The organism is Trichocoleus sp. FACHB-90 (assembly GCF_014695505.1).
GTDB lineage: Bacteria > Cyanobacteriota > Cyanobacteriia > Cyanobacteriales > FACHB-T130 > Funiculus > Funiculus sociatus.
Genome location: NZ_JACJOK010000085.1, coordinates 17,924 through 40,791 on the forward strand (window position 1 = coordinate 17,924; position 22,868 = coordinate 40,791).

Genomic DNA, 22,868 nt, shown 5'->3' on the forward strand with positions numbered 1-22,868 from the left:
TTAGAGCGATCTACAAACCTTGAGAACAACCAAAGCGAACCAGCGCAAAGTCAACAACCGCAGAGCTTTAGGACTGCGTATCGCCCAAGAAATTGAAGTTATCCACGCTGCACTCAAACGACGCGGCTTGCAATACGCTCCAGCGTTGCCGATTAACCGACGATGAGGATTGACTTCTATGTTGAGCCGGGAGCAGATTGCAGTCCCAGGTAAGCTTAGTAAGTCAAACCTCAATGACCAACTGAAGTTTCTTATTAAAGCTTAACCGCTGTACTTTTGAACCAGTGCCATTGTCCTCTTTACTAATCCAGCTCGTTTACGTTCACGCAACCGCACCTTGGCATCCGCTACTACTTCCTCTTTCAGTTCTGGTTTGGACTGCAACAAGGCTATTGCTGCTTCAATAAACGTTTCTGGCGTAATCTCCTCCGACTCACACACTCGCAGTAAATCAGCTCTAATTCCTTGCTCTAAATGAACTGCCAACCGCTTTCCAACCTGTGGCAGGTTGTCTAACTCCGCCTGTAGTCGCTGTAACTCTTGAGGCTCAGCATTAATTTGGGCAGAATCGTCGGCATCACTAATTTCACTCTTGTCAGAAGCTTCCTCCTCCACGTCTTTAGAGCGATTAAGTGAGAGTGAGGCATCGCGGGGAGTTACCTTAGGGCGCGACTTGGATGTAATCAACGAACGAATGTCAGGATTTGTCATGCCTACTCTTCAACGAATAAATCTTGTCTACTAGAACCTCAATTGGATAAGCCAAATCTTCTTGCCCCATTTCGTGCAGCGTTAACCCTTGGTTAATCGCTTGCTTAAACTTCTCCGACTCCCGAATCGAGGGCAGCACCAAATCCTCTTCAAACCATTGGGTAGTAATTTGCTTCATCGACTCAATGTTGCTCTCGCTCTCCGTCGTGCGGCGCAACCCCACCCAGCGATCGCGAAACGGAACTACACCCAAAACTCTCCCTCCAAACGTTTCATCCTCTTCGTTGAGTTCGTTAATCAACTCCAGGGTGCGAATCAATGACTGTAAGCCTTTTACCGAAGCTTCAACCGGAATTATCAACCCATCAGATGCACCAATTACCGTCAGGGAAATTTGCGATCGCTGCGGGGGGGCATCAATCAGGCAATAGTCGAAGAGTTTGGCAACACTCTTTAGCCGTCGTCCCAGCGTCAAAGCACCAGTGCCGCTACCTGCGAGATAATCTTGCACCGTGTCCAGAGCATCATCAGAGGGAATCAAAAACAGATTGTCGTACCTCGTCTCGTAAATTCCATCCTTAGTATCGACCTGCTTTTTGAGAACTTCGAGCAGAGTGGGGCTGTCGGGTTCCACGGTGAAACCCAGGAAAGTCGTCAAGCTGCTCTGAGGGTCGGCATCGATTGCCAAAACTGTATGTCCTTTCGCGGCTAACAGACGAGCCACGAACAAAACCATTGTCGTCTTCCCCTGACCTCCAGCCAAGGATATGGAGCTGACTGTCTGCATCGTTGAACAAGTGACGCGGTGAGATTAGGTAGATATTCAGTAAGTGTATGTTGAAAACTTGACATTTTACAAATATGCAAAACTGAAAAACTACATATTCTCTATAGTGTATAAATCTAAAACTGCACTTTTCCAAAAGTGCAGTTTATAAGAAATTGATTGAAGTATGAGCATCTTCGACTCCAATAGAGACAATCGCTCACTCATCACTGTGTTCTTTAACTACACCCCCGCTGAATAGGACTGGGAACTCAGACACGTATAGACCAGTTCCTGACTATTTCCGGAGGGCTGGACTGTATCATCAACGGATTAGAGCAAATCTTCAAGTATCCAATTGACAAACAAGAGGAGATAGCCGTGGGGTTCTTATGTTTAATTCAAGAACAATTCACAGGAAGCGGACAGCATGCCTTTGAAACCTAGTAGCTCTAAGGACACAACCTCGTCAACACAACCTTTTACATACAATAGAGAGCGTTCCGACTGTGTTGTGGTGCCATGAGTTTCCAAAGCAAACCGGCTTGGGCAGGGGATGATTTTCTCTCTCGTTGTGTCAATCTCCTGATTCAGACCAAACCTATCTACGCTGTGATGAAGCAGCAGGCGCGCCAGGTGCTGATTAAAACTGCTGAGAAGAATGGCATTCCCTGGCGCAAACACTATGAAGAATTAGCAGCCTCTGGGATTCAGCAGCAGGCTCCCCAGGTCACGAATGCCGCAGTCCGTTATCCTGATTATTATCAAGTGCCCTTCCACGCTTATGAAAAAGGGAACTTGTGCTGGGAGGCAGCCTTTGAGGCAGAATCTGCAACTCAGGCAATGGCACTACGAGTTTGGAAAGATGAATCTTTAACCTGGCAAGTCGCACAGGAACGGCTTCGTAGCAGTTTCCATCAAGTGCTTGCCCAACACATCACGCAACCTGTGCAAGACATTCTCGACATCGGTTGCTCGGTTGGCATCTCGACATTGGGATTGCATCGCTTCTATCAAACCAAGTTGGATAGTTCGGTTCGCACCGTCGGCTTAGACTTATCGCCCTATATGCTGAGTGTTGCTCAGCATCGAGATGCCAAAGGTGAGATTGCTCAATGGATTCATGCCAATGCCGAAGAGACTGAGTTACCGGATTGCTTCTTTGATCTAATCACGCTTCAGTTTGTGATTCATGAGTTACCCCGTCAGGCAACGACCGGAATTTTTAGGGAAGCCATGCGCTTATTACGTCCCGGTGGTCATCTGGCAATTGTGGACAACAATCCCCAATCGTCTGTCATTCAGAATCTGCCGCCTGTGCTGTTCACGTTAATGAAGAGTACGGAACCCTGGTCAGATGATTACTACACGTTCAACGTTGAAGCTGCCATGCAGTCTGTTGGCTTTGAACACATGGTAACAGTTGCTAGTGACCCTCGACATCGCACAATTTTAGGGCGTAAACCATGAGTTTTGCGAACAAAACAATTATTCTTACAGGTGCGTCTGCTGGAATTGGACAAGCGCTGGCACTCTCCTTGGCTCAACAAGGCGCGAATTTAGTATTAGCCGCCCGTAATCAAGCGGCATTAGAAGAAACAGTTGCTGCTTGCACCAATCAACCAGGAGTGGCGATTGCCTCTGGCACTGCGCCTCGCGCGATCATCGCACTGACCACTGATGTGACTCAACCTGAAGCCTGTCAGCAGCTAATAGAGAAAGCTTACGCCACCTTTGGGCAGATTGATATTTTGATTAATAACGCCGGAATTTCAATGCTGAGCCGCTTTGATGAGATTACAGACCTCTCCATTTTTGAGCAGGTCATGCAGGTTAACTACCTCGGTGCCGTCTACTGCACCCACTATGCCCTGCCTTATCTCAAAGCCAGTCGAGGGCTTTTGGTAGCTATCTCTTCACTGTGTGGCAAAACGGCTGTACCTACTCGCACTGGTTACGTTGCCAGTAAGCACGCGATGCAAGGTTTCTTTGATACCCTCCGTATAGAGTTACAGGGAACTGAAGTGGATGTGCTAGTTGTCTCACCGGGGTTTGTTGCAACTGACATCCGGCAACGTGCTCTAGGAGCAAATGGGCAACCATTGGGTCAGAGTCCTCGTGATGAGAGTAAGGGGAATATGCCGGTAGACGAGTGTGTGCGTCAAATTGTCTGGGCGATGGAACGACGCAAACGGGAACACCTGATGACGTTGAAAGGCAAAGTGACACCTTGGGCAAAGTTGATTGCGCCTGGGTTCGTTGACCGCATTGCTGCTTATACTACCCGCACGACAACTTCCACCTAGAAGTAGTAATCCAGTCCTGTCGCCAGTCAATTGTTTCAGTCAGTTGTGTGAAAAAGCGATCGCTTTCCTGCTCATCTAGCAGAGACGGGTAGAACACGATATCTGCGTCAGGCAGTTGGAGAGGGACACTGAGCATAACTCAAACAAAACTGAGGGCGGCAATTAATCGGCTCTCCAGAACCCTAACCGACAACAGGTAATCCTGCCAGAGCCATCGCTACTTCCTCTGCACTGTACTCGGTGTCTACCAGTTTTCCTGCCTGATAGTCCATGTACGCCTGCATATCAAAGTGCCCATGACCGCAGAGGTTAAACAAAATCACCTTGCTCTCTCCCGACTCTTTGCATTTCAATGCCTCGTCAATCGCTCCCTTGACTGCATGGTTGGCTTCTGGAGCGGGAAGGATACCTTCGACACGAGCAAAGGTCAATCCCGCAGCGAAACAACCTAACTGATATTCAGAGCGGGTTTGTGCGAGTCCCAGGTTAACCACATGACTAACCAGCGCAGCCATCCCGTGATAACGTAGACCACCCGCATGAATGCCTTCCGGTACAAATGTGCTTCCCAAGGTATGCATCTTTACTAGCGGAGTCAGGTGAGCTGTATCGCCAAAATCATAGGCGTACTTGCCACGAGTTAGAGTTGGACAGGCGGCGGGTTCCACGGCAATGATTTCAACATCTCGCTCACCCCGTAACTTTGCGCCCAGAAACGGAAAGGCGATTCCGGCAAAGTTGCTGCCCCCACCTGTACAACCCACGACAATATCTGGATAATCTCCTGCCATTTCTAGCTGTGCCAAGGCTTCTTGTCCAATCACCGTCTGGTGCAGCAAAACATGGTTGAGGACACTGCCCAAGGCGTACTTGCTCCCCTCATCAGAGGCGGCAACTTCTACCGCTTCACTGATAGCGATGCCCAAGCTACCTGTGCTGTTGGGATACGCGGCTAGAATTGAGCGCCCTGCCTGGGTTTCTTCACTGGGACTGGCAACGACTCTGGCTCCATAGGTTTCCATCAACGCTCGACGATACGGCTTTTGGTTGTAGCTGACTTTCACCATATAGACCAACACTTCCAGCCCAAACAGTGCCCCGGCAAACGCGAGTGAGGAACCCCACTGTCCGGCTCCGGTTTCCGTGGTCAGTCGCTTTACGCCTGCTTGCTTGTTATAGTACGCCTGAGCAACGGCAGTATTGGGTTTGTGGCTTCCGGCAGGGCTAACGCCTTCGTATTTGTAGTAAATCTTGGCAGGGGTATCGAGGGCTTTCTCCAGTCGGCGTGCGCGATAAAGCGGTGTCGGTCGCCATTGACGGTAGATGGACTGAACCTCGTCAGGAATCTCTATCCAACGTTCCTGGCTGACTTCCTGTTCAATTAAGCTCATAGGAAAGAGGGGAGCCAGGTCATCGGGAGCGATCGGTTGCCCAGTGCCGGGATGGAGAACGGGGGGCAGAGGCGTGGACAAATCCGCCTGAATGTTATACCAGGCAGTGGGCATTTGGTCTTCCGACAGGAGGTATTTGATGGTGTCCATTTGGGGTTCTAGAGAGAGTAGCGGCAGTTTGCGTTGAGGCTTCTATTGTCGCTGATTCCGTGAAGTGGACGCTATGCGCTATGCGAAAGCGTCTGCGAAGCGATCGCTTCGCATAAAAGCTTAAACCTTGTGAAAGAAAGTCTCCCTTCATCCCGGAGTGTGAGCGATATGTTCATGGCAGTCTCTTGCATAAATCCTGGAATGCCTCCTATCCCTCTTCTGTCACTCTCCGAAAACATTTGCCATTTCTAAACTCTAGAGCTTTTCTATACGAAGCGATCACCAATTTTTTTTATAACAACAAATACAGCCACCAAGTTTTTCTAATAGGATAACTTGTATTGATTGACTGATAAGGCTTCTGGAGATTGCCTGCCCGGAGAGTGGATAGATCGCAATCAAGTTAAATTGTTAATCGTTGATGCAGAAAATGAAGTAATTGTGCAATGGATAGATTAAAGTATTATCACCAAATCATTAGGCGGATTAAGAGTGTGATGATTCATATCCGTTTGAAAGATAACAAAATTTGGATTGAGGAAGATTGGACAGAAGATGGGGTGGCGACAGATTTGTTGCACCAAGGGATTGCACGAGAGGAGATTGTTTTAGCGTTTCATCCACCTCATGTTAAACAATATATAGAATTTGCGATAGCGTAAGCGCCGATGCTTGCAGAAGAGTGCGTAAGGCCTGACTTGTCAGTTCGCGGGGCGATCACACACTCTCCCTTCAACCTAACCCAAAGGAAAATTTCGCTAGACTTGCTGGAAGGGAAAAGGTGAGGTTGCAGCAGCCTTGTATAGCGAGACAATTGAAGGATGAGCTGTTGTTAATACTAATCCTTGGGTGAAAAACGAATGAAATTATCCGATTTATCCCCAGAAGTTCTTGAAAAAGTTAAGTCAGTACGGTGGGACAGGATTATTGAAAAGCACGAAGGCCCAGAAAATTGGGAGTCGGTTCTGAGATACTACGAACCAGAGTTCCTGGAAATTGAGGGACGTTGGGTGCTTCTACCCGTTGAGAAATCGCATCATCCCAATATCACGATTCTGCGTACTATTTGGAGCGGAGATGGGAACTCGCTGACGCTGTTTTTCAAGGACACTACCTACTATGACGACCCCTTTTTCTCTGGATTTATGACGGTTTGCGATCGCCTGAAGGGAGAAGATTTTTTTCTAGCAATTTTATATCACGAATGGTTTGTTATTGAAAGAGCAGAAATTTTTGAACCCTGACCAATATATGGCGAAATTTGATAACCAATTAGAAACCTTTCATGCCACAGATCGTAAACAATGGCGGGAATGGTTGGAGAAAAACCATCACACCTCTGTCGGTGTATGGCTCATCTACTACAAAGTAAAAAGTAGTAAACCCAGCATTCGATATAGCGAAGCGGTAAAAGAAGCCTTATGCTTTGGTTGGATTGACAGTAAAGTCAAATCCTTAGACGAAGAACGTTATATGCAAATATTTACACCCCGAAAACCGAAAAGCGTATGGTCAAAATTAAATAAGCAATATATTGAAGAACTCATAGAACAAGGGTTGATGACTCCGTTGGGTCTTGAAAAAATTGAATCGGCAAAACAAGATAGCTCATGGAACACGTTAGATGCGATAGAAGAGTTAATAATTCCGGTAGACTTAAAGCAAGCATTAGAAGCCAACGAAACTGCCAATAGGTATTTTGAGGCATTTAGTAATTCATCTAAAAAAAATATATTTTTTTGGATTGAAAGTGCTAAACGCCCGGAGACAAGGCTGAGGAGAATTGAGCAAACTATCAGCTCAGCCGTGCAGAACAAAAATCCATTAGCACGAGCTTGATACACCTAAGCTCATTAATAAAAAAGCCTGGTTGCTATTGAGCAACCAGGACTAAGACTTAGGTGAATGTTACTAGCTAAAAGAATGGGTTAGGCAGCAGTTTGGACTAAATTAACTTTGACGACCTTATTCTTTTCTTCTTCAGACTTGGGCAGTGTCAGATTTAAGATACCGTCTTTGTACTCAGCCTGTACTTGGGTATTTTGAATACGGGCGGGTAAAGGTATCACACGCTGGAATTTACCATAGTTAAATTCGCTCTTGGTTACGCCGTTCGCTTCAGTTTTAGTTTCTTTTTTTCGCTCACCACTGATGGAAACAGCTTTCTCTGTAACTTGCACATCCAAATCTTTGGCTTCGATTCCTGGTACTTCCAGCTTCAGATGGATAGCATCTTGTGTCTCTTCCATCTCAGCAGCAGGAACTCTTACAAAACTTTTTTCTCCAACTGTAGCAGGGACTAGAGCCTCATCAAATAAGCGGTTCATTTGCTGTTGTAGTGTAGCCATTTCTCGCCAGGGATTCCAACGAACTAATACCATAGCTGTTACTTTCCTTGAACTGATTCAGTCTTGCATCTTTGCCTTTGATTTTTATGTTATTCAGTACAACAGCCTGGTTAATTCGGTTTTAACACCAAAATTAATGATGATTACCGTCCAGAATTTAGGTTCAATAAGAAGTACGGGAAACTGAAAACTCCGGGTTCGGTAAACTCGATAAAAATCTTGATTTCCTAAGTTTCTCTAGTCATAAAGCTCTTATTGCTGCTGACAAGCCATCAAGCTTATTCGACAACAGCCGAACTGACTTCTATGTCCTGATCACTCCTCGATTCGGGAAGCTTTGGAATCAGACTTGAGGGTAGAACTTCCACTGTTATCGGAGCGATCGCTTCTGTCACCTTGTTACCCTCTACCTGATTGATTTGTTCATCAGAAACAACTCCTATCAAAAATCTCACCGAACTATCCATCGGCTGAACGTGGAGATAAACAGCGACAGATTGAATTTGCGAGTGTCCTAAGGTGTGCTGCACCAAATGTAGTGGCGCTCCTCGCTCTAGAGCATGACTGGCGTGGGCGTGTCTCAACCAATGCGGACTAACTGGCGCGTCAATCCCGGCTTTTAGAGCTGCCGCTCGGACAATCCGCATCACCATCGAGCGGCTTAAATGTCCCCCTTCTTTGCGCGAGGTAAACACGGGGTCACTAGCACTCGCCGTTCCTCTTAAACGTTCCACAGCCATCCATACCGGAGTCGGGAGCCAAAGGTAGCGAGTTTTCCCGCCTTTTCCCCGCACCACCAGTTGTCCCCCGCCCTCTTTGGCAACCAGATCGCGCCATTTCAAGCCACAAATCTCAGAAACTCTTAACCCCGTTGTATACGCCAACAGCAGCAAAACTTTGTTGCGATCGCTCGTCGCATTCTCGATTAATCGCACAACGTCCTGCTGGGTAAGTAACCTTTCGGCTAAGCGATTGCGAACTTTAGGAGGCTTCAGTTTCAAAGCCACATTAACCGGGCAATAGCCCGCTTCGTGAGCAAAGCGAAACAAAGACTTCAACGTATTGACAATCCGAGCGAGGGTGGCGGGTGCTAAGTCCCCACGACTGTCAACATACCTGTAGAGGTCTACTAAAGTGGCTGCTTTTAAAGGCTTATTGACCCAAGCTAAAAACTTCTGCGCTTCCTCTCTATAGACAGTGCGGGTGCGATCGCTTTTGGCGTGCAACCACATCCACAACAGCTCTTGGTCTTCCACGCCTTCATCCGGCGCAGAGCAATCGGGAGCCTTCGGTTTGGCTCTCATGAATTCCTATGCAAATAAACAGAACATTTGGTTGCATTCACTCTACCACATGCTTAAGTCTCAAAAACGTCAACTCGCAGAAGCGGCTCCATCTTTCCGATGGAATCAAAGTGCGCCTGCGGCTTTTTGTGTCGATGAATTATGCGCTCAATATTGATACATTAAGCATGTAGGGATGAGTTCACTCCATGCTAGAAGCCAAACCAAGAGCGATCGCCTCCGTTGACGATCTCATCCAAATCTTCGAGCGATCGCCAGAGTCCCAAGAGTGGCGTTCCTGGTTGCATCACTTCTATGACCCGTTCCCAACAGTGGAACACTATGAGGTCGTTGCTTTTGGCTAACCATCTACCCGGCGAATTGAAATTTGAATTTCACTGCGCTTGGCAGGTTCGGGGACATAGGGAGCATCGTAGAAGAAGCGGCGAGGTGAACCGACGACAGTCCACTCCGGGTGCTGCGCTAACCACTCCCTTAATCGCTCTATGTTCTTTTGATAGCTGGAGTAATCGTAACTGCCTTTTAGCCCAAGGCTGACGACTGTCATGGGTGCGATATCTTCTACCTGAATGTTTTGGGCAATCTCAGAAGGGTAGATGTCAGTGCTGCGATAGAGGAATGAAACAAGCGCTTCACCTCGTTGATTGGGTGCGCCTATCTCACTGGCTTCCAGGGTGCTAACTGGATAACGGGTTTCTACCGGAGCCGTCATGGAGATATTGTTAGAGCTGATGTGGCGATAGAGAGGGTCAAACGCTCTGTTTGCTGCCATTGAGAGTTCTCCTGAATAGCGAACTGTAGCAGAACGGTATGCCGGATATTGTTTGACTTCAATTTGCCCTTCTGGCGTTGGAGGGGGAAATCCTTCTGGCAAGGGAGCGGCGGTAGCACTGTAGGCGAAAAATGCGATCGCAAATACTGCCAGGATTCCTACGGGGAATAGTATGTTCTCTAGCTTCACAGGGAACCTCAGAAATTCATTCTATTCTAAGTCTGACAGTTTTTCAGGGGGGGCAGGGTTTCACCTTCCTTGCACAGCGCAATCATGCGATCGCAATCCCCTCTCGACACAGTACCTATCTTACCTTTACCCATCACCTCCGAACCTGCCATCACTCATGTCAGGTGACTTCACTTCAAACTCAATTCCTTTTTCGCGTAAGGCAATCTTAGTCTTCTGATACGTATGATGAGGTTGAGTTTTCGTAGAGGATGACCATTGGGCAAACCTTCTCTGCTACTTTAAAATCAATACTAGAAACCGCCAGCTAACACCACGCTGAACCGAAACGGAGCATAAGCTATCTGTTAAGTTGCAAGGATTGTTGCCGTCCGTTTAGCTTTGCCGTTAGCCCTCTCCAAAACCTTTTTTGCGCCGTAAAGAGTCCTTGCCGATTCTTTGACCATCAATCACTAAAGAATAGCGTGTCTATAACACTAATCATCCAAATCAATTAGCTTCAGCCATGCTAGCGTCAAGCATTTTCCACGTCATCTCCTGACCTGCCCGTAAGGGCACAAGTCCGGATTCAGTAAATGGCACTTCATCAGGAACGCACCAGGTTGTTCTGGTCAAAGTAATCTGTTCGGTATTGCGCGGGAGTTGATAAAAATCTGGCCCATAGAAACTGGCGAAAGCTTCAAGTTTGTCGAGTGCATCAACGCTCTCAAAAGCTTCTGCATATAACTCCATAGCATGCAGAGCCGAATAGCAACCCGCACACCCACAGGAACTTTCTTTGCCATTGCGGGGATGGGGGGCGCTATCGGTGCCAAGAAAAAACTTAGGATTGCCAGAGGTTGCTGCTTGCAAAAGTGCCAGACGATGATCCTCTCGTTTCAGAATTGGCAGGCAATAGAAATGGGGGCGAATGCCACCTTGGAATAGGATATTGCGGTTAAATAACAAATGTTGTGGCGTAATCGTTGCAGCGATATTGTTGGCAGACAGGACATACTGCACAGCGTCTGAGGTGGTAACGTGTTCAAGCACCACGCGCAGGTTGGGAAATCGCTGCTTGAGGGGGATCAAATGTCGCTCGATAAACGCTTTCTCGCGGTCGAACATATCAACATCTTGAGCGGTCACTTCCCCGTGCAGGAGTAAAGGCATATCTACCTGCTGCATCGCTTCAAAGACGCGATCGCACTGACGAATGTCCGTCACACCGAAGTCTGAATTGGTCGTTGCACCGGCTGGGTAGTACTTTACCGCTTTGACAAACTGGGATTCTTTAGCCCGGATAATTTCTTCGGGGCTGGTGTTGTCGGTGAGGTAGAGCGTCATCAGCGGCTCGAACTGTTTGCCAGCCGGAATCGCTGCGAGGATGCGATCGCGATAGGCCGCAGCATCAGCTACCGAGCGTACTGGGGGCTTCAAGTTCGGCATGATGATAGCGCGGGCAAACTGACGCACCGTGTGGGGCAGAACCGCTTTTAGCGCTGCACCGTCGCGCAGATGCAGATGCCAGTCGTCAGGTCGGGTGATCGTAAGCTTTTGCATCTTTTCATCATAAAACACGTAGAATAGTTGGGCGGAGAAGCCGTCACCAAATTAGCTGCTATTTGTGACTTTATGAACAATGAAGCAGCTTAGTCTTCGGTAAAGAGGCAACCAAAAGGCTATTTGTCGATGCTTAGGATTGAATTATTTTGAGGTTGCGGTAGGGCGGCAGGTGAAGGGTGTCTGCGGAGCGGTTTAGGCTTTATTGTGGTGCTCAGACCCTTTACCAACTTGATAGGAGGACATCAACGTGACTGATGAACAACATTCCCTGCTGAAAGCATCAGATATCAATTCAATGGATGCATTTGAGTTTCGCCATCCGCTTAACCCCAATTCAGAAATTTATTTACGCTTCCTTGGGCGTGCTGTCGGTCTTAAACGCATTGGTGTAACAATTGCTCGTGTACCATCAGGCAAGGAATCTTTCATTTTCCACGCTCACCAAAATGAAGAAGAATGGGTTTACATTTTGTCGGGTCGAGGTATTGCGGAAATTGGAGATGTGGAGTACGAAGTCGAACCAGGAGACTTCATGGGCTTTGGGCTACCTCAACAACCCCATCATCTTCGTAATCCATTCGATGAAGACCTTGTATATCTGATAGGTGGAGAAGCAGGACGCTTAGATGTTGGCGTTTTTCCTCGGCTTGGTAAACGAGTGATTAGGGATGGTGAGTCCGCCTACATATTTGATGAGTCAGCGCTTCAACTTTTTTGGAGCAGCAAGCAATCTACTGAGGATTGATATCTGTTGGAGTGGTCGCGGCATAACAACCCTAGTGCAGCGGCCACTTGTGGAGTTAAATAAAGTGTTGGCAACCGCTGGCCAAGAGTGTTCGGCTGAAATTTGTTCTAAGTACAGCTAGGGTTCATAGAAAAGACTTGAGGGATCACAAAATGCAAAGCCAGAATATAGATTTAATCCGAACCCTCTTCCAAAGCCGCTTAGCGACTCTTGAGCATCTTTTGGAGTCAGCTCAGACTCATTTTTGTGATGACGAGTCGTTCCTTCAAAAGCGCATTGCATCTGATATGTTTCCCTTCGGTACACAGATTGCTTTCACCTGCAATCAACCACGCAACTTTGCTCTCTGGTGTGATGGCAAACCTGCGAATAATCTAGAGCCAGACGTCATAGCTCTCACACAGACATACGAGCACATAGCAAACACTAAGGAACTTCTTTTGGGTGTTAACGCTGAAGATGCAAAGCTAGCTGAGGTGACGCGCATTGACTTGGGTCAGAGCCTCTACGTCGAGTTGTCTGGTAATGCCTACGTGAATGAATTTCTAATTCCAAACTTTTACTTCCATATGGTCACGGCTTACGATATTCTTCGCATGGCTGGTGTACCAATTGGAAAACGAGATTACATGCTGCACTTGGTGCCATTAATCAGAAAGAATGAAGCCTAACTATTCAAATGCAGCGAACGGTCAAGAGTCACTCGCTCTAAATTCGGGATTATTGCCACAGCGTAAACCAGTGCCATAAAGCAACTTAATTAAAAGTTGATATACGCCGGATAACTTTTGAAGAATTGCTAAAACTTCATCTTTTGTCAAAACGGTTGGTAAATAGTTAGATTTCTTTGCACGAACTGCATCGACTTTCAAATCTAAATCTTGTTTTAATACCTCTTTGTAGAGAAACGAAACAGCATGAAGTGCTTGATTTTGCGTTGATGCAGCCACATTTTCATTGACAGCAAGATGTGTTAAAAATTCTTCAATTTCCTTACTTTCCATATCTTTGGGATGGCGCTTATTATGAAAAAGGATATAGCGTCTAATCCAATAGATATAGGTTTTCTCTGTTTGATAAGAATAGTGCTTAAGCCTGATAACATCTTGCACCTGTTCGAGGAGTTTCTTTGGACGTTGTTCCATTGGAAGTTGTGCAGAAAATTCCGTGTAATATCCTAAATAAGGATGTTATACGGAAAAATTCTATATAACATCAAGGGATACACGGAAAAATTCCATATAATCCTCCTGTAAAGGGTGGTTATACGGAAAAATTCTGTATAATACCTAAATAAGCGGGTAAAAAAGAAGTTTTCCGTAGATTCAGGCAAGAATCCGTTATAATGCTTGATGTATTAGGATTGAGAAAAAGATTATACGGAAACTTTCCGTATAATAAATATATCGGTTCTCGGTTGCGTGAGGTACAGTCTCAAAACTGGGAAGCTTGATAATACTAGATTTTGGTGTACCTCACTCGTATAAGAACCGCTATAGTTAGACAGCAAGAATTACTCCTGAAATAAATTTATGGGTAGTTTTTTAAGCACAAATCAGTCCCTACTAAACACCCTGCAAGAATTAGTAGGTTTGAAGTCTGGTCTTGCCCTAACTTTTACTCAACTAGTTGAACATCTTGAAGCAACTCATTCAGAAGTTGAAGCTAATGTCCATGTGTTAGGTGGAGCTATTAAATGGTGGTGCGGGGAAGATATTAGACCTGTGCGGGTTAGAGTAGAGAATCTTGAAACCAATTTGCTACTTGTCCTGCATAGCATAGGTGCAATTTCAGACTGCTCAAATTCAATGAAAATTTTACGGAATTTTTTACTTAGAGAAGTAAGTACAAAAACAGGAAAACAATCTGAAGACTTTGTTGGATTAATTGGATCTGTTTCAACAATTTTGAATGTTACAGATTTTTTCCCACACTTACTACCTTTTCCAAAGATTGATCCAGAGATTGAGTTGCTCATTCAGAAGTTTAGAGAATCTGATGATTTTTATGAGTTTCATAGACGAAATCTTATGAACCGTGGCTTACCGATTCAAAAAGCGTGGGATGGTTACATTCCATTATCAGACCTATTTGAGAGCGAGGATATTCCAGGCAAGGTTATTACGGGTCAGTATTTCGATCAGAGATATATTGACTATCTCAATGTACAAACTAATCAGTTAAGAAACATTCAATGGCGACAGTTTGAATATTTAACGGCTGAATATTTTCAACGGAACGGTTATCAGGTTGAAGTTGGTCCTGGAAGAGGAGATGGTGGCAAGGATGTTACTGCAAAGAAGGAAGGCGAAATTGCTGGTCCGGATTTGATTTTAATTCAGTGCAAACGTTACTCTGAAAGTAATCCAATCGACATTGATACAGTTAAAGCCTTCTGGACAACAGTTAATGAGGAAGGAGCAACCAAAGGTTTAGTGGTAACTACTAGTAGGTTAACCAGTGGAGCTAAAAACTTTTGTGAAGCCCATAAATATAGACTAACTGCTGCTGAGTATGGAATGGTGCAAGTTTGGTTGAAAAACTTATCGTCTCATAAGATATACAATGCTTGATGAAAATTGTTTAGCCTGCTGTCTAACAACCGTGTTGCAGCGGACGATATCGAGTTATTGGTATTGATGCAAAAGTTACTAGCTGCCGCTGAACACGAACGTTGTGCCGTCGCGCGCGGCTTGGTTGGGCGCAGTATAATTTTAAACAGAAAAAGGAAGAGTTATGACACCTGTTTTTGACCGGGGCGGGCGAACGATTGGCTGGCTAAATGACAGCGTCGTGCTTGACCGCAGCAACCGTTGCAGAGCTTTCATCAATAATGGCGCGGTTTATAGCTATCAGGCGCGCTATTTGGGCACATTTGACAGTGGATTCTTCAGAGATAAGCATGGCCGCGCTGTAGCATTCGTGCAGAACGCCTCAAATGGCCCTCTCACTCCAATTACCCAAATTCCGCCTATCCCACCGATTCCACCAATCCCGCCCATTCCTCCGATTCCACCTATCGCGCCTATTCCTCCGATCCCATCTCTTACCTGGTCTGGGCAAGCGTGGGACGAGTTCTTGGCGGGCTAAACTCGTCTAACAACGGCACAACAAGTCGTTGCACTCCGACAACCTACAGCTCCGGTCGTTCCTCCCTACGCTTCCGGTTGCGGGTGAACTCAGTCGTTATGCTTCGGAACAAGTAGCGACGTACATCAAGAGGTTAGATTTACTCTGCATGCAGCTGCACATAACGTTGTGGACAGCTATTTTATATATTGGATTTTCTGTGTGCTTTGGGTCATGTTAACGATCGCACAATTAGGCACCAACAAGAACCTAATTGCAGTTTTTAAGCAGCTTTGCATCAAGGTATAAAGCCGAGAGCGGCGTTTCAAGAAAAGTTGAAACGCCGCTCTCATTTTTGTCTTTGGCTTCTACTCGCGTTCAAAATTACTGCAAGTTAGCGTAGCTGATACTAGGCTTAAAAACTCCTCGCAGAGGTTTTCGCTAAGACTGAGCGAAGGTCATAGCGATCGAGGTTCATCACCTTGTCCCACGCCGCCACAAAGTCATTCACAAACTTCTGCTGCGAGTCCACACATCCGTAAACTTCCGCGAGAGCGCGGAGTTGAGAGTTCGAGCCGAAAATGAGGTCAACACGGGTAGCAGTCCACTTAGGTTGGCCCGTTTTGCGATCGCTCCCCTCGAACTCATATTCATCTTCAGAGGTCGCCTTCCACGTCGTGCCCAAGTCGAGCAGGTTCACGAAGAAGTCATTGGTCAACGCCTCTGGCCGATGGGTGAAGACACCGTGCTTAGATCCTCCAAAGTTTGCACCCAGGACACGCAAGCCGCCCAGGAGAGCTGTCATCTGAGGGGCTGACAGGGACAGCAATTGCGCCCGATCAACCAGCAGCTCTTCGAGCGATTCGCTGTGTTTGCCGCTAGTGTAGTTGCGGAACCCGTCCGCAGTCGGCTCAAGCATGGCGAAGGACTCGACATCCGTTTTCTCTTGCAGCGCATCCGTGCGTCCCGGCTTGAAGGGAACCGTCACCTCGTGACCGGCATTCTTCGCCGCTTGCTCAATGCCCGCGCATCCGCCCAGAACGATCAAGTCAGCGAGTGAAACCCGCTTGCCGCCAGACTGCGAGCTGTTGAACTCCTGTTGAATTCCCTCCAGGGTTTGCAGCACCGTTGCCAACTGCTCTGGCTGGTTGACTTCCCAATCCTTCTGCGGCGCAAGACGAATGCGCCCCCCGTTCGCTCCACCGCGCATATCGGAGCAGCGGAACGTTGACGCCGACGCCCAAGCTGTCGAAACCAGTTGGGAGACAGACAGTCCCGAAGCAAGAATCTTGCCCTTGAGGGCAGCGATGTCCTGCTCATCAATCAATTCATGATCAACTGCCGGAATGGGATCTTGCCACAAGAACTCTTCCTGGGGAACCTCCGGGCCGAGATAGCGTGAGCGGGGACCCATGTCGCGGTGCGTCAGCTTGAACCACGCCTTGGCGAACTGAAGAGCGAACTCATCCGGGTTATCGTGGTAACGCTTCGCAATCTGGTTGTAGATGGGGTCTATCTTCATCGCCATGTCTGCCGTGGTCATCATGGGGGCGTGCCGTTTCGACGGATCGTGCGCGTCGGGTACCGTACCCGCACCAGCGTCGCCCTTGGGCTTCCATTGCCACGCGCCAGCGGGGCTTTTCGTCAGCTCCCAGTCATATTTGAACAGGGTTTCGAGATAGCTGTTGTCCCACTGCGTCGGAGTGGGAGTCCATGCGCCTTCGATACCGCTGGTGATCGCATCAACGCCGACACCCGTGTTGAAGGCGTTCTTCCAGCCGAGGCCCTGATCGATAATGGTGGCACCCCCAGGATCAGCCCCTACGTGCGTCGCCTCACCCGCACCGTGACATTTGCCGAACGTGTGCCCACCGGCGGTGAGCGCGACTGTCTCCTCGTCGTTCATCGCCATCCGACCAAAGGTCTCGCGAATATCGCGCCCTGATCCGACCGGATCGGGTTCGCCGTCTGGCCCTTCCGGGTTGACGTAGATTAGACCCATCTGAACAGCGCCGAGGGGATTCAGGAGCACCCGATCGCCTTCGTAACGCTCATTGCCGAGCCAGGCTTTCTCAGAACCCCAGTAGATGTCTTCCTCTGGCTGCCAGACATCCACGCGCCCACCGGCAAAGCCGAGCGTCTTGAAGCCCATCGATTCCAGGGCGCAGTTGCCGGCGAAGATCATGAGGTCGGCCCAGGAGATTTTCTTGCCGTATTTCTGCTTAACTGGCCAAAGCAACATGCGTGCCTTGTCGAGGTTGGCATTGTCAGGCCAACTGTTGAGGGGTTCAAACCGCTGGCTACCCGAACCCGCGCCGCCGCGACCGTCGCCAATCCGATATGTGCCGGCGCTGTGCCAAGCCATCCGGATGAAGAGCGGCCCATAATGACCGTAGTCGGCTGGCCACCAGTCCTGGGAGGTGGTCATCAGCTCGTAGATATCTGCCCTCAAGGCAGCTAAGTCAAGACTCTTGAACTCCTCAGCGTAGTTGAATTCCTCACCCATAGGATTGGCCTGGGGGGTGTGCTGGTGGAGGATGCTCAGATTCAAATAATTTGGCCACCAGTCTCGGTTCGACGGCATATGACGAGGCTGAGATTTCTGACCGCCGCCCGTAAATGGGCATCCACTTCCGTTGCTCATAGTATTTTCCTATCGAGGTGTGTGGTGTAAATTTTTTTGATGTACTGCGGGTATTGCCAACAAATAGCACATAGTAATTACTGAAATAATCGATGAGCAAATAATCGAAGAGAAATATAATCAACGTTATGATTTGAAACAATGAATTTGTGATTTGCAACAATTAGTTAGTTATCAATAACCCAAGAGTGCGATACCGTTAGCGAAGCGGGACGTAGTCCAGCGCTGCTGTATTCGCCCTACAGCCCTCCCTTGCATCCTACAGCAGGCGTGACCGAAGCGTCGCGCAGATGGCAACTCTATTAGGTTTGTTAAGTCACTACCACAGCGTACTCATTGCGATCGCACTCACTCTAGTTGATATATCAGTGATTGTGAGCGTGTTCAAACTCATAAACATAGAAGAGCCGACTGAATTTCTTAAGCAGGTATCCCACTATTGCAAATAAGATTGCACTCAATAGCGCCAACCAAAATCCGGTAGGAGGGACAACCGTTAAAACAGAGGGTGCTGTTTGTTCTATAGACGCTGCCGCTACCTTCATCGCCACAGCTCGTGCATCCACCATCACGCCTAGACCAAAACACACCACCGCAGCTACATAAGCCAACACAGAAAGACGGTTAATCGTTTTCAGGGCATCCTGACAAACCCGGCAATGTTGAGTATGGGTTGTCCACACATCAAACAACTTCTGCTTGTCTCGCTCCGCTGAGGGAAGCTCCGAAATACATCCTGAATCCCAAGGGATACCGCCTCCGGCTCTTTTTGAGAGCCATTGACGAAATGCAATCACCATCTTGTCTTGAGGATTGGGCGTATAGACAGCATCCAGCCATCTGTCCTTGCCCCGTTTGGCTAGAATCTTCTCCTGGTAATGGAGAAACACCGCATCCTGATGCAGGAACAGGGAACCCAACACATGACCTAACCAAATCGGCATCGGTAGTCCAAAGACTCCTAAGCCTTTCGGTCTTTTCCCCGCCTCATTCTTCACAAACACCTGGCCTCCAATATGACGGCACCATCCGGGACGAGTCGGACTGGCGTATAAAGCCAGGATGAGCTTCCCGCCATCTTTAAAGGTTGAGACAATTCTCATATGGCAGGGCGGTTGAAAGTCGTGAACCACTTGCTCAATGGTGGGAGCTGTGGGTGTAATTGCAAAGGAGAATCCTTCCTGGGTAGACATCTCCCGGATGCGAGGCATATCGTAGTACTTGGCATCCTTGTACCGACTGCCGACAATGCCGTGGTGGGAGACGGGCACATGGGCAGGATCTGCTACATTCTCCATGAAGAAGTCCCATCCATAGGGGAGGTCGCGCACATTCCAAAAAAGCTGCACTACCCTGTCGGAGTCCTCCTCAAGCTCTGGAATAATTCGCGGTGCCCTTAATTGACTTTCAACTTGTGCCTGTTGACCTGACTCAGCCCATACCCACAAAAGACCCTGACGTTCCTGGGTGGGATAAGCAACAGCACAGGACTTTTTGTTTGAGCAGTGCTTCGCCTCAGTCTGCTTATCTATGGACTGGGGAATGCTAACGCAGTTTCCCTCAGAATCAAAGCGCCAAGCGTGGTAGGCACATAGAAGGGTGCCATCCGACTCAACGCGCCCTTCCGAAAGTGGGGCTAGTCGATGGGGACAAACATCTTCAAAGCAGCGCCATTGACCAGAGCCATCCCGCCACAAGACAATATCCTTTCCTAGCAACTGCATGGCATGGGGACGAGATGGGTCTAGGAAATCTACAACGGCTACTGGATACCACTGCTTTGTCCATTGGAAAAGTTCTTTCTCTTCCTCTTTAAATTGTTCAACAGCGTCACCTATATCCCCTTGTGGACTGGTCTGGGTAGTCACAGGTACTCCTTGGTCTTCTTCTAGCGCATTCGCCTTCTTAATAAATTTTAGTGCAGGTATTTTTCTAGGTAACGTTAGGGTGAAGAAGTTACATTGAGTTTCACTTCGTTTAATTACCGGAGTGTTGGTAACAACAGCTTCTACGTTTTTAGTAACATCGTGATGAATTACGCGATCGCCATTGACCATCTCAAGGATTCCGACCCTATCCTGGGACGACTCATTGACCAAATTGGTGCGTGTCAACTGCATCAGCACGAGTTGGAAGGAGATTTGTTCTTTTGCCTATCCCGGTCAATTCTCCACCAACAACTTTCTACCAAGGTGGCTAAAGTCATCCACCAAAGGTTTCTCCAGCTTTACCCGGACACTCTGTTTCCTTCAGCGCAAGATGTTCTCAACACGCCAGATGAAGTCCTCCGCCGTGTGGGAATTTCGCGCCCCAAAATCTCTTACATTAAAGACTTGGCACGTCATGCGCTCGACGAATTGCCCACCCTTGAGGAGTTGGAAGTCATGGATGATGAGGCGATTATTAAGAGTCTGACGCCGATCAAAGGCGTCGGACGATGGACTGTGCAGATGCTCCTGATTTTCCGTCTCAAACGATGGGATGTTCTGCCCGTGGATGACTTGGGTGTACGTGCAGGCATTCGGAAACTCTACGGTCTTGAGACACTTCCTGATCGCAAGACTACAGAACATTTCGGACAAAAGTGGAAACCCTATTGCAGCATTGCCTCGTGGTACTTGTGGCGCAGTTTGGAGCTTAAGCCAGTTTGAGGATTACTGGAAAAGGGGAGAAGATGCGATTACTCTTACCATTCATTTTCTACATCCAGAGCGTGCGATCTGCTTAGCAGCAACGCTTGCGCGAGCGCAATTAGCCAATATCAAGACGTTGAAATAAGTTCAGCAATAATATCTTCAGCGATAAACTGCTTGAAATCTAAAATCTCAATCAGCACTAACTTTTCATTATTGGAGTAGTGAAGAATTACTCGTCCTTCATCTTCTGCATAAGAGATCGCGTCATCCGATAGCTCAATTAGAAGTGCATCGACATCTTTGCTATACATATACAGCAGTTTGCAGGTAGATAGAGTACAAGCTATCCCCAGAAGAAAAGCACTTTGCATCTACACCTGTACTTCACTTACTTGCAAACTGCTGTATCTAATTTTTTTCATAATGGAAGGATGGATGCTGCGATCACTCTCACTGTTCATTCTCTACATCCAGAGCGTGCGATGCCCATCAACATAAAGATGAGTATTGTTAAATTTATTCAATAAATAACCAATTTTCTAGCCATGATGGAATAAATGGAATCCTATAATATTCACGCTCCATAAGTTTCTTAAAAAAAAATTTATTAAAATCACAATAATTGGAAGAATAACCAGAATACCAATAATCTTCAAACATTAAAATTGCAGGTAAATGACCCCGTGGTGCTTTCAGAGAGTATTCTATATCACTATGATATATACGGTTATTTTCTCTAGGCCAGCCGACACGATCAATAAACACTTTGTAGACAGAATCATCAATCCAAAATCTATTTTCGTTGGCATTGTAATCCTTTAATATTCTTCTCCAAATATTTTGCTGAACACTAAGACCAAACCGTCCATTACTAAATTTGACCCAAAGTTGATTTATTCTTTTAATATCTTTAGGAGGAATCTGATATACATCGATGTATCTATAACTGCGATCTGGCATTAAGCGACAAATAACCTTTACTGTTTCTTCATCAGCTTCTTCCCATTTTTCTGCTTCGAGTAAATCATGCAACCTTTTATACTTGCCTTCAACCCTGAAATCCGAGTTACCGAAAAAATTAGAAGATTTTTCAGCGGCAAAATTGACTACTCTTTCAGCCAAATCTCTATCATTAGGACGATTGCTAGTAGAAATTCCTAGTTGTTTTTTCCACTTAAGTAGCTTTGTTCTAATTCTAGAATTTTTAGGAATTTGGATTTTCAATTCATCAATAACTTGTTCTTGGGCAGCTACTGCATCGCATCCTTGATTTTGTAGTTGATGTAATATCTCTTTAATTTGATTAGTAAATTCCGATAAATCTGAACCTAAATATATTTGATTTCCCTGTATATTAATGGAATCACCTTGAATTTGCTCATTGTAAGTACCGCCATCCATACTTACATTTCGATTTTTAGCATCGAGCCTATCTTCAGGAAAATGTATCCTTATCCTTCTTTTCCTTAGCTTATCACTCAAAAAACATAAGTAAGAACCAATTCCAACTAAGATACCACCTACTATTAGACCAGGAATGGGAAAACTCCAAACGAGCAGAATTCCGGCAATCATCGCCCCCAAAGCAACTAACAAAATTCCAATAATGTAGTAAAGCCATTGCTTTATAATGTTGCTCATTGTTGATGATTGAATTCCTGCTAATTTTGCCTAATTTAAGCCTCTAGTGTGTTTTTTAAGGCAGAGGAAATCCTGCTGATGCTAGTGCCACTTTAACTACCTCTACAACAGCTTCACCTATTAATCCATTAGCGGCAGCATTACCTAAGTAATGCCCTAGTTTAGTTAATTTAGTCCTAGTGCTAGGTTCGTTTTTTGCTTGAGTGGCTAGATCTTTAGCAACTTCCTGTTGAGCCGCTTGTGAACTATATCCTTGAGTTTGAAGCTGATTCAAACGCTCCTGAATCTGAGCTGCATATTGAGCTATCTCTTGGCTTATATTTATATAAGAGTTGCCTTGAATGTTAATAGAGTTACCTTGTATTGATTGGTTGTAGGTGCCACCACTCATATTAAAAATGCGATCGCCACTCATAAAATCTCCATGTATTTAGTAGTACGTTGAGCAGACTCATCACAATCTAGCAGAATGATAAATAATGCTTTGCTTTCCTAAGCCTACACAAATGATACATAATTGAAGTCTTGTGAAGACAAGCAGCAGTGTGATTGCCTATCGCAGTAGATTAGTTTGACGTAACAAATCTAACATTTTAGTTATCCACTGTGCTAGTAGAATAAGCTACTGGTAATGGTAGAAAGCGTTTCAGC

At 46.7% G+C, this 22,868-nt stretch carries 25 protein-coding genes and 1 pseudogene; 12 read left to right on the forward strand and 14 right to left on the reverse strand.

Features of this window, described 5'->3' with window-relative positions; all coding sequences use genetic code 11:
• Nucleotides 1-19 precede the first annotated feature (19 nt).
• Nucleotides 20-166, forward strand: coding sequence for a hypothetical protein (locus H6F74_RS25025; protein ID WP_190444849.1), 147 nt, complete (start codon nt 20-22; stop codon nt 164-166).
• Between the two features lie 95 nt (nt 167-261).
• Here H6F74_RS25025 and H6F74_RS25030 read toward each other — a convergent pair whose 3' ends face one another.
• Both H6F74_RS25030 and H6F74_RS25035 read right to left on the reverse strand, forming a co-directional pair.
• Nucleotides 262-711 carry a hypothetical protein gene (locus H6F74_RS25030; protein ID WP_190444850.1) on the reverse strand — a complete coding sequence of 150 codons (450 nt, stop codon included), beginning with the start codon at nt 709-711 and terminating at the stop codon, nt 262-264.
• Complete coding sequence (locus H6F74_RS25035) at nt 698-1,498, reverse strand: ParA family protein (protein ID WP_190444851.1); 801 nt, start codon at nt 1,496-1,498, stop codon at nt 698-700. Before H6F74_RS25035 ends, H6F74_RS25030 begins: the two co-directional genes overlap by 14 nt.
• A gap of 501 nt (nt 1,499-1,999) precedes the next feature.
• Between H6F74_RS25035 and H6F74_RS25040 the strand changes: the two genes are divergently transcribed.
• Both H6F74_RS25040 and H6F74_RS25045 read left to right on the forward strand, forming a co-directional pair.
• On the forward strand, nt 2,000-2,947 hold the full coding sequence (locus H6F74_RS25040) for a class I SAM-dependent methyltransferase (RefSeq protein WP_190444852.1): 948 nt from the start codon (nt 2,000-2,002) through the stop codon (nt 2,945-2,947).
• Nucleotides 2,944-3,783, forward strand: a complete 840-nt coding sequence (locus H6F74_RS25045) for an SDR family oxidoreductase (RefSeq protein WP_190444853.1) — start codon at nt 2,944-2,946, stop codon at nt 3,781-3,783. The genes H6F74_RS25040 and H6F74_RS25045 overlap by 4 nt, the downstream gene beginning before the upstream one ends.
• Here H6F74_RS25045 and H6F74_RS25050 read toward each other — a convergent pair.
• Both H6F74_RS25050 and H6F74_RS25055 read right to left on the reverse strand, forming a co-directional pair.
• Nucleotides 3,758-3,919 (reverse strand): hypothetical protein, encoded by a 162-nt coding sequence (locus H6F74_RS25050; RefSeq protein ID WP_190444854.1) that lies wholly within the window; start codon nt 3,917-3,919, stop codon nt 3,758-3,760. The two genes, H6F74_RS25045 and H6F74_RS25050, sit on opposite strands and share 26 nt — an antisense overlap.
• A 46-nt stretch (nt 3,920-3,965) precedes the next feature.
• The gene (locus tag H6F74_RS25055; RefSeq protein ID WP_190444855.1) at nt 3,966-5,324 is read right to left on the reverse strand and encodes a TrpB-like pyridoxal phosphate-dependent enzyme; all 1,359 of its coding nucleotides are present in this window, start codon (nt 5,322-5,324) and stop codon (nt 3,966-3,968) included.
• A 446-nt stretch (nt 5,325-5,770) separates the two neighbouring features.
• On the opposite strand from H6F74_RS25055, the gene H6F74_RS25060 reads away from it, so the two are divergent.
• From H6F74_RS25060 to H6F74_RS25070, 3 genes are all read left to right on the forward strand, one after another.
• Entirely contained in the window at nt 5,771-5,986 is a 216-nt protein-coding gene (locus tag H6F74_RS25060; RefSeq protein WP_190444856.1) for an element excision factor XisI family protein, read from the forward strand.
• Between the two features lie 198 nt (nt 5,987-6,184).
• Nucleotides 6,185-6,568: a hypothetical protein gene (locus tag H6F74_RS25065; RefSeq protein WP_190444857.1), complete on the forward strand. Its 384-nt coding sequence runs from the start codon at nt 6,185-6,187 to the stop codon at nt 6,566-6,568.
• Nucleotides 6,569-6,575: 7 nt separating this feature from the next.
• Nucleotides 6,576-7,163, forward strand: coding sequence for a YdeI/OmpD-associated family protein (locus H6F74_RS25070; protein ID WP_190444874.1), 588 nt, complete (start codon nt 6,576-6,578; stop codon nt 7,161-7,163).
• 89 nt (nt 7,164-7,252) lie between these two features.
• On the opposite strand, the gene H6F74_RS25075 is transcribed toward H6F74_RS25070, so the two are convergent.
• Together H6F74_RS25075 and H6F74_RS25080 are read right to left on the reverse strand one after the other, a co-directional pair.
• A complete protein-coding gene (locus tag H6F74_RS25075; RefSeq protein WP_190444858.1) occupies nt 7,253-7,705 on the reverse strand; it encodes an Hsp20/alpha crystallin family protein in 453 nt (150 codons plus the stop codon).
• A 245-nt stretch (nt 7,706-7,950) separates the two neighbouring features.
• Nucleotides 7,951-8,976, reverse strand: a complete 1,026-nt coding sequence (locus tag H6F74_RS25080; protein ID WP_190444859.1) for a tyrosine-type recombinase/integrase — start codon at nt 8,974-8,976, stop codon at nt 7,951-7,953.
• Nucleotides 8,977-9,218: 242 nt separating this feature from the next.
• On the opposite strand from H6F74_RS25080, the pseudogene H6F74_RS25085 reads away from it, so the two are divergent.
• Nucleotides 9,219-9,320 (forward strand): annotated as a pseudogene (locus H6F74_RS25085) (antibiotic biosynthesis monooxygenase); the annotation flags it as partial.
• Here H6F74_RS25085 and H6F74_RS25090 read toward each other — a convergent pair.
• Entirely contained in the window at nt 9,317-9,937 is a 621-nt protein-coding gene (locus H6F74_RS25090; protein ID WP_190444860.1) for a heme-binding protein, read from the reverse strand. The pseudogene H6F74_RS25085 and the gene H6F74_RS25090 sit on opposite strands and share 4 nt — an antisense overlap.
• Nucleotides 9,938-10,426: 489 nt before the next feature.
• Nucleotides 10,427-11,479: a dihydroorotase gene (pyrC, locus tag H6F74_RS25095; RefSeq protein ID WP_190444861.1), complete on the reverse strand. Its 1,053-nt coding sequence runs from the start codon at nt 11,477-11,479 to the stop codon at nt 10,427-10,429.
• A gap of 250 nt (nt 11,480-11,729) precedes the next feature.
• Here pyrC and H6F74_RS25100 point away from each other — a divergent pair, with 250 nt between their 5' ends.
• Together H6F74_RS25100 and H6F74_RS25105 are read left to right on the forward strand one after the other, a co-directional pair.
• On the forward strand, nt 11,730-12,227 hold the full coding sequence (locus tag H6F74_RS25100) for a cupin domain-containing protein (RefSeq protein WP_190444862.1): 498 nt from the start codon (nt 11,730-11,732) through the stop codon (nt 12,225-12,227).
• A 152-nt stretch (nt 12,228-12,379) separates the two neighbouring features.
• Entirely contained in the window at nt 12,380-12,898 is a 519-nt protein-coding gene (locus H6F74_RS25105) for a DUF1993 domain-containing protein (protein ID WP_190444863.1), read from the forward strand.
• A 21-nt stretch (nt 12,899-12,919) separates the two neighbouring features.
• Here the strand turns inward: H6F74_RS25105 and H6F74_RS25110 are convergent, their stop codons facing one another.
• Nucleotides 12,920-13,372: a phage integrase N-terminal SAM-like domain-containing protein gene (locus tag H6F74_RS25110; RefSeq protein ID WP_190444864.1), complete on the reverse strand. Its 453-nt coding sequence runs from the start codon at nt 13,370-13,372 to the stop codon at nt 12,920-12,922.
• A gap of 387 nt (nt 13,373-13,759) precedes the next feature.
• Between H6F74_RS25110 and H6F74_RS25115 the strand changes: the two genes are divergently transcribed.
• Nucleotides 13,760-14,800, forward strand: coding sequence for a restriction endonuclease (locus tag H6F74_RS25115; RefSeq protein WP_190444865.1), 1,041 nt, complete (start codon nt 13,760-13,762; stop codon nt 14,798-14,800).
• A gap of 163 nt (nt 14,801-14,963) precedes the next feature.
• Entirely contained in the window at nt 14,964-15,317 is a 354-nt protein-coding gene (locus H6F74_RS29720; protein ID WP_206756352.1) for a 4-fold beta flower protein, read from the forward strand.
• A 394-nt stretch (nt 15,318-15,711) separates the two neighbouring features.
• On the opposite strand, the gene katG is transcribed toward H6F74_RS29720, so the two are convergent.
• Both katG and H6F74_RS25125 read right to left on the reverse strand, forming a co-directional pair.
• Nucleotides 15,712-17,940, reverse strand: coding sequence for a catalase/peroxidase HPI (gene katG / locus H6F74_RS25120; RefSeq protein ID WP_190444866.1), 2,229 nt, complete (start codon nt 17,938-17,940; stop codon nt 15,712-15,714).
• 365 nt (nt 17,941-18,305) lie between these two features.
• Nucleotides 18,306-19,808, reverse strand: coding sequence for a Rieske 2Fe-2S domain-containing protein (locus tag H6F74_RS25125; protein ID WP_190444875.1), 1,503 nt, complete (start codon nt 19,806-19,808; stop codon nt 18,306-18,308).
• A 162-nt stretch (nt 19,809-19,970) separates the two neighbouring features.
• Between H6F74_RS25125 and H6F74_RS25130 the strand changes: the two genes are divergently transcribed.
• Nucleotides 19,971-20,591, forward strand: a complete 621-nt coding sequence (locus H6F74_RS25130; protein ID WP_190444867.1) for a DNA-3-methyladenine glycosylase — start codon at nt 19,971-19,973, stop codon at nt 20,589-20,591.
• A gap of 110 nt (nt 20,592-20,701) precedes the next feature.
• On the opposite strand, the gene H6F74_RS25135 is transcribed toward H6F74_RS25130, so the two are convergent.
• From H6F74_RS25135 to H6F74_RS25145, 3 genes are all read right to left on the reverse strand, one after another.
• Nucleotides 20,702-20,887: a DUF2283 domain-containing protein gene (locus tag H6F74_RS25135; RefSeq protein WP_190425484.1), complete on the reverse strand. Its 186-nt coding sequence runs from the start codon at nt 20,885-20,887 to the stop codon at nt 20,702-20,704.
• A 205-nt stretch (nt 20,888-21,092) separates the two neighbouring features.
• Complete coding sequence (locus H6F74_RS25140; RefSeq protein ID WP_190444868.1) at nt 21,093-22,217, reverse strand: GUN4 domain-containing protein; 1,125 nt, start codon at nt 22,215-22,217, stop codon at nt 21,093-21,095.
• Nucleotides 22,218-22,272: 55 nt separating this feature from the next.
• The gene (locus H6F74_RS25145) at nt 22,273-22,632 is read right to left on the reverse strand and encodes a hypothetical protein (protein WP_190444869.1); all 360 of its coding nucleotides are present in this window, start codon (nt 22,630-22,632) and stop codon (nt 22,273-22,275) included.
• Between the last annotated feature and the right edge of the window lie 236 nt (nt 22,633-22,868).

What these genes read in the sequence shown, in the direction of transcription:
- H6F74_RS25030 (WP_190444850.1), bottom strand. Translation starts at nt 711, where the DNA reads ATGACAAATCCTGACATTCGTTCGTTGATTACATCCAAGTCGCGCCCT.
- H6F74_RS25035 (WP_190444851.1), bottom strand. Translation starts at nt 1,498, where the DNA reads ATGCAGACAGTCAGCTCCATATCCTTGGCTGGAGGTCAGGGGAAGACG.
- H6F74_RS25040 (WP_190444852.1), top strand. Translation starts at nt 2,000, where the DNA reads ATGAGTTTCCAAAGCAAACCGGCTTGGGCAGGGGATGATTTTCTCTCT.
- H6F74_RS25045 (WP_190444853.1), top strand. Translation starts at nt 2,944, where the DNA reads ATGAGTTTTGCGAACAAAACAATTATTCTTACAGGTGCGTCTGCTGGA.
- H6F74_RS25050 (WP_190444854.1), bottom strand. Translation starts at nt 3,919, where the DNA reads ATGCTCAGTGTCCCTCTCCAACTGCCTGACGCAGATATCGTGTTCTAC.
- H6F74_RS25055 (WP_190444855.1), bottom strand. Translation starts at nt 5,324, where the DNA reads ATGGACACCATCAAATACCTCCTGTCGGAAGACCAAATGCCCACTGCC.
- H6F74_RS25060 (WP_190444856.1), top strand. Translation starts at nt 5,771, where the DNA reads ATGGATAGATTAAAGTATTATCACCAAATCATTAGGCGGATTAAGAGT.
- H6F74_RS25065 (WP_190444857.1), top strand. Translation starts at nt 6,185, where the DNA reads ATGAAATTATCCGATTTATCCCCAGAAGTTCTTGAAAAAGTTAAGTCA.
- H6F74_RS25070 (WP_190444874.1), top strand. Translation starts at nt 6,576, where the DNA reads ATGGCGAAATTTGATAACCAATTAGAAACCTTTCATGCCACAGATCGT.
- H6F74_RS25075 (WP_190444858.1), bottom strand. Translation starts at nt 7,705, where the DNA reads ATGGTATTAGTTCGTTGGAATCCCTGGCGAGAAATGGCTACACTACAA.
- H6F74_RS25080 (WP_190444859.1), bottom strand. Translation starts at nt 8,976, where the DNA reads ATGAGAGCCAAACCGAAGGCTCCCGATTGCTCTGCGCCGGATGAAGGC.
- pyrC (WP_190444861.1), bottom strand. Translation starts at nt 11,479, where the DNA reads ATGCAAAAGCTTACGATCACCCGACCTGACGACTGGCATCTGCATCTG.
- H6F74_RS25105 (WP_190444863.1), top strand. Translation starts at nt 12,380, where the DNA reads ATGCAAAGCCAGAATATAGATTTAATCCGAACCCTCTTCCAAAGCCGC.
- H6F74_RS25110 (WP_190444864.1), bottom strand. Translation starts at nt 13,372, where the DNA reads ATGGAACAACGTCCAAAGAAACTCCTCGAACAGGTGCAAGATGTTATC.
- H6F74_RS25115 (WP_190444865.1), top strand. Translation starts at nt 13,760, where the DNA reads ATGGGTAGTTTTTTAAGCACAAATCAGTCCCTACTAAACACCCTGCAA.
- H6F74_RS29720 (WP_206756352.1), top strand. Translation starts at nt 14,964, where the DNA reads ATGACACCTGTTTTTGACCGGGGCGGGCGAACGATTGGCTGGCTAAAT.
- katG (WP_190444866.1), bottom strand. Translation starts at nt 17,940, where the DNA reads ATGAGCAACGGAAGTGGATGCCCATTTACGGGCGGCGGTCAGAAATCT.
- H6F74_RS25130 (WP_190444867.1), top strand. Translation starts at nt 19,971, where the DNA reads ATGAATTACGCGATCGCCATTGACCATCTCAAGGATTCCGACCCTATC.
- H6F74_RS25135 (WP_190425484.1), bottom strand. Translation starts at nt 20,887, where the DNA reads ATGTATAGCAAAGATGTCGATGCACTTCTAATTGAGCTATCGGATGAC.
- H6F74_RS25140 (WP_190444868.1), bottom strand. Translation starts at nt 22,217, where the DNA reads ATGAGCAACATTATAAAGCAATGGCTTTACTACATTATTGGAATTTTG.
- H6F74_RS25145 (WP_190444869.1), bottom strand. Translation starts at nt 22,632, where the DNA reads ATGAGTGGCGATCGCATTTTTAATATGAGTGGTGGCACCTACAACCAA.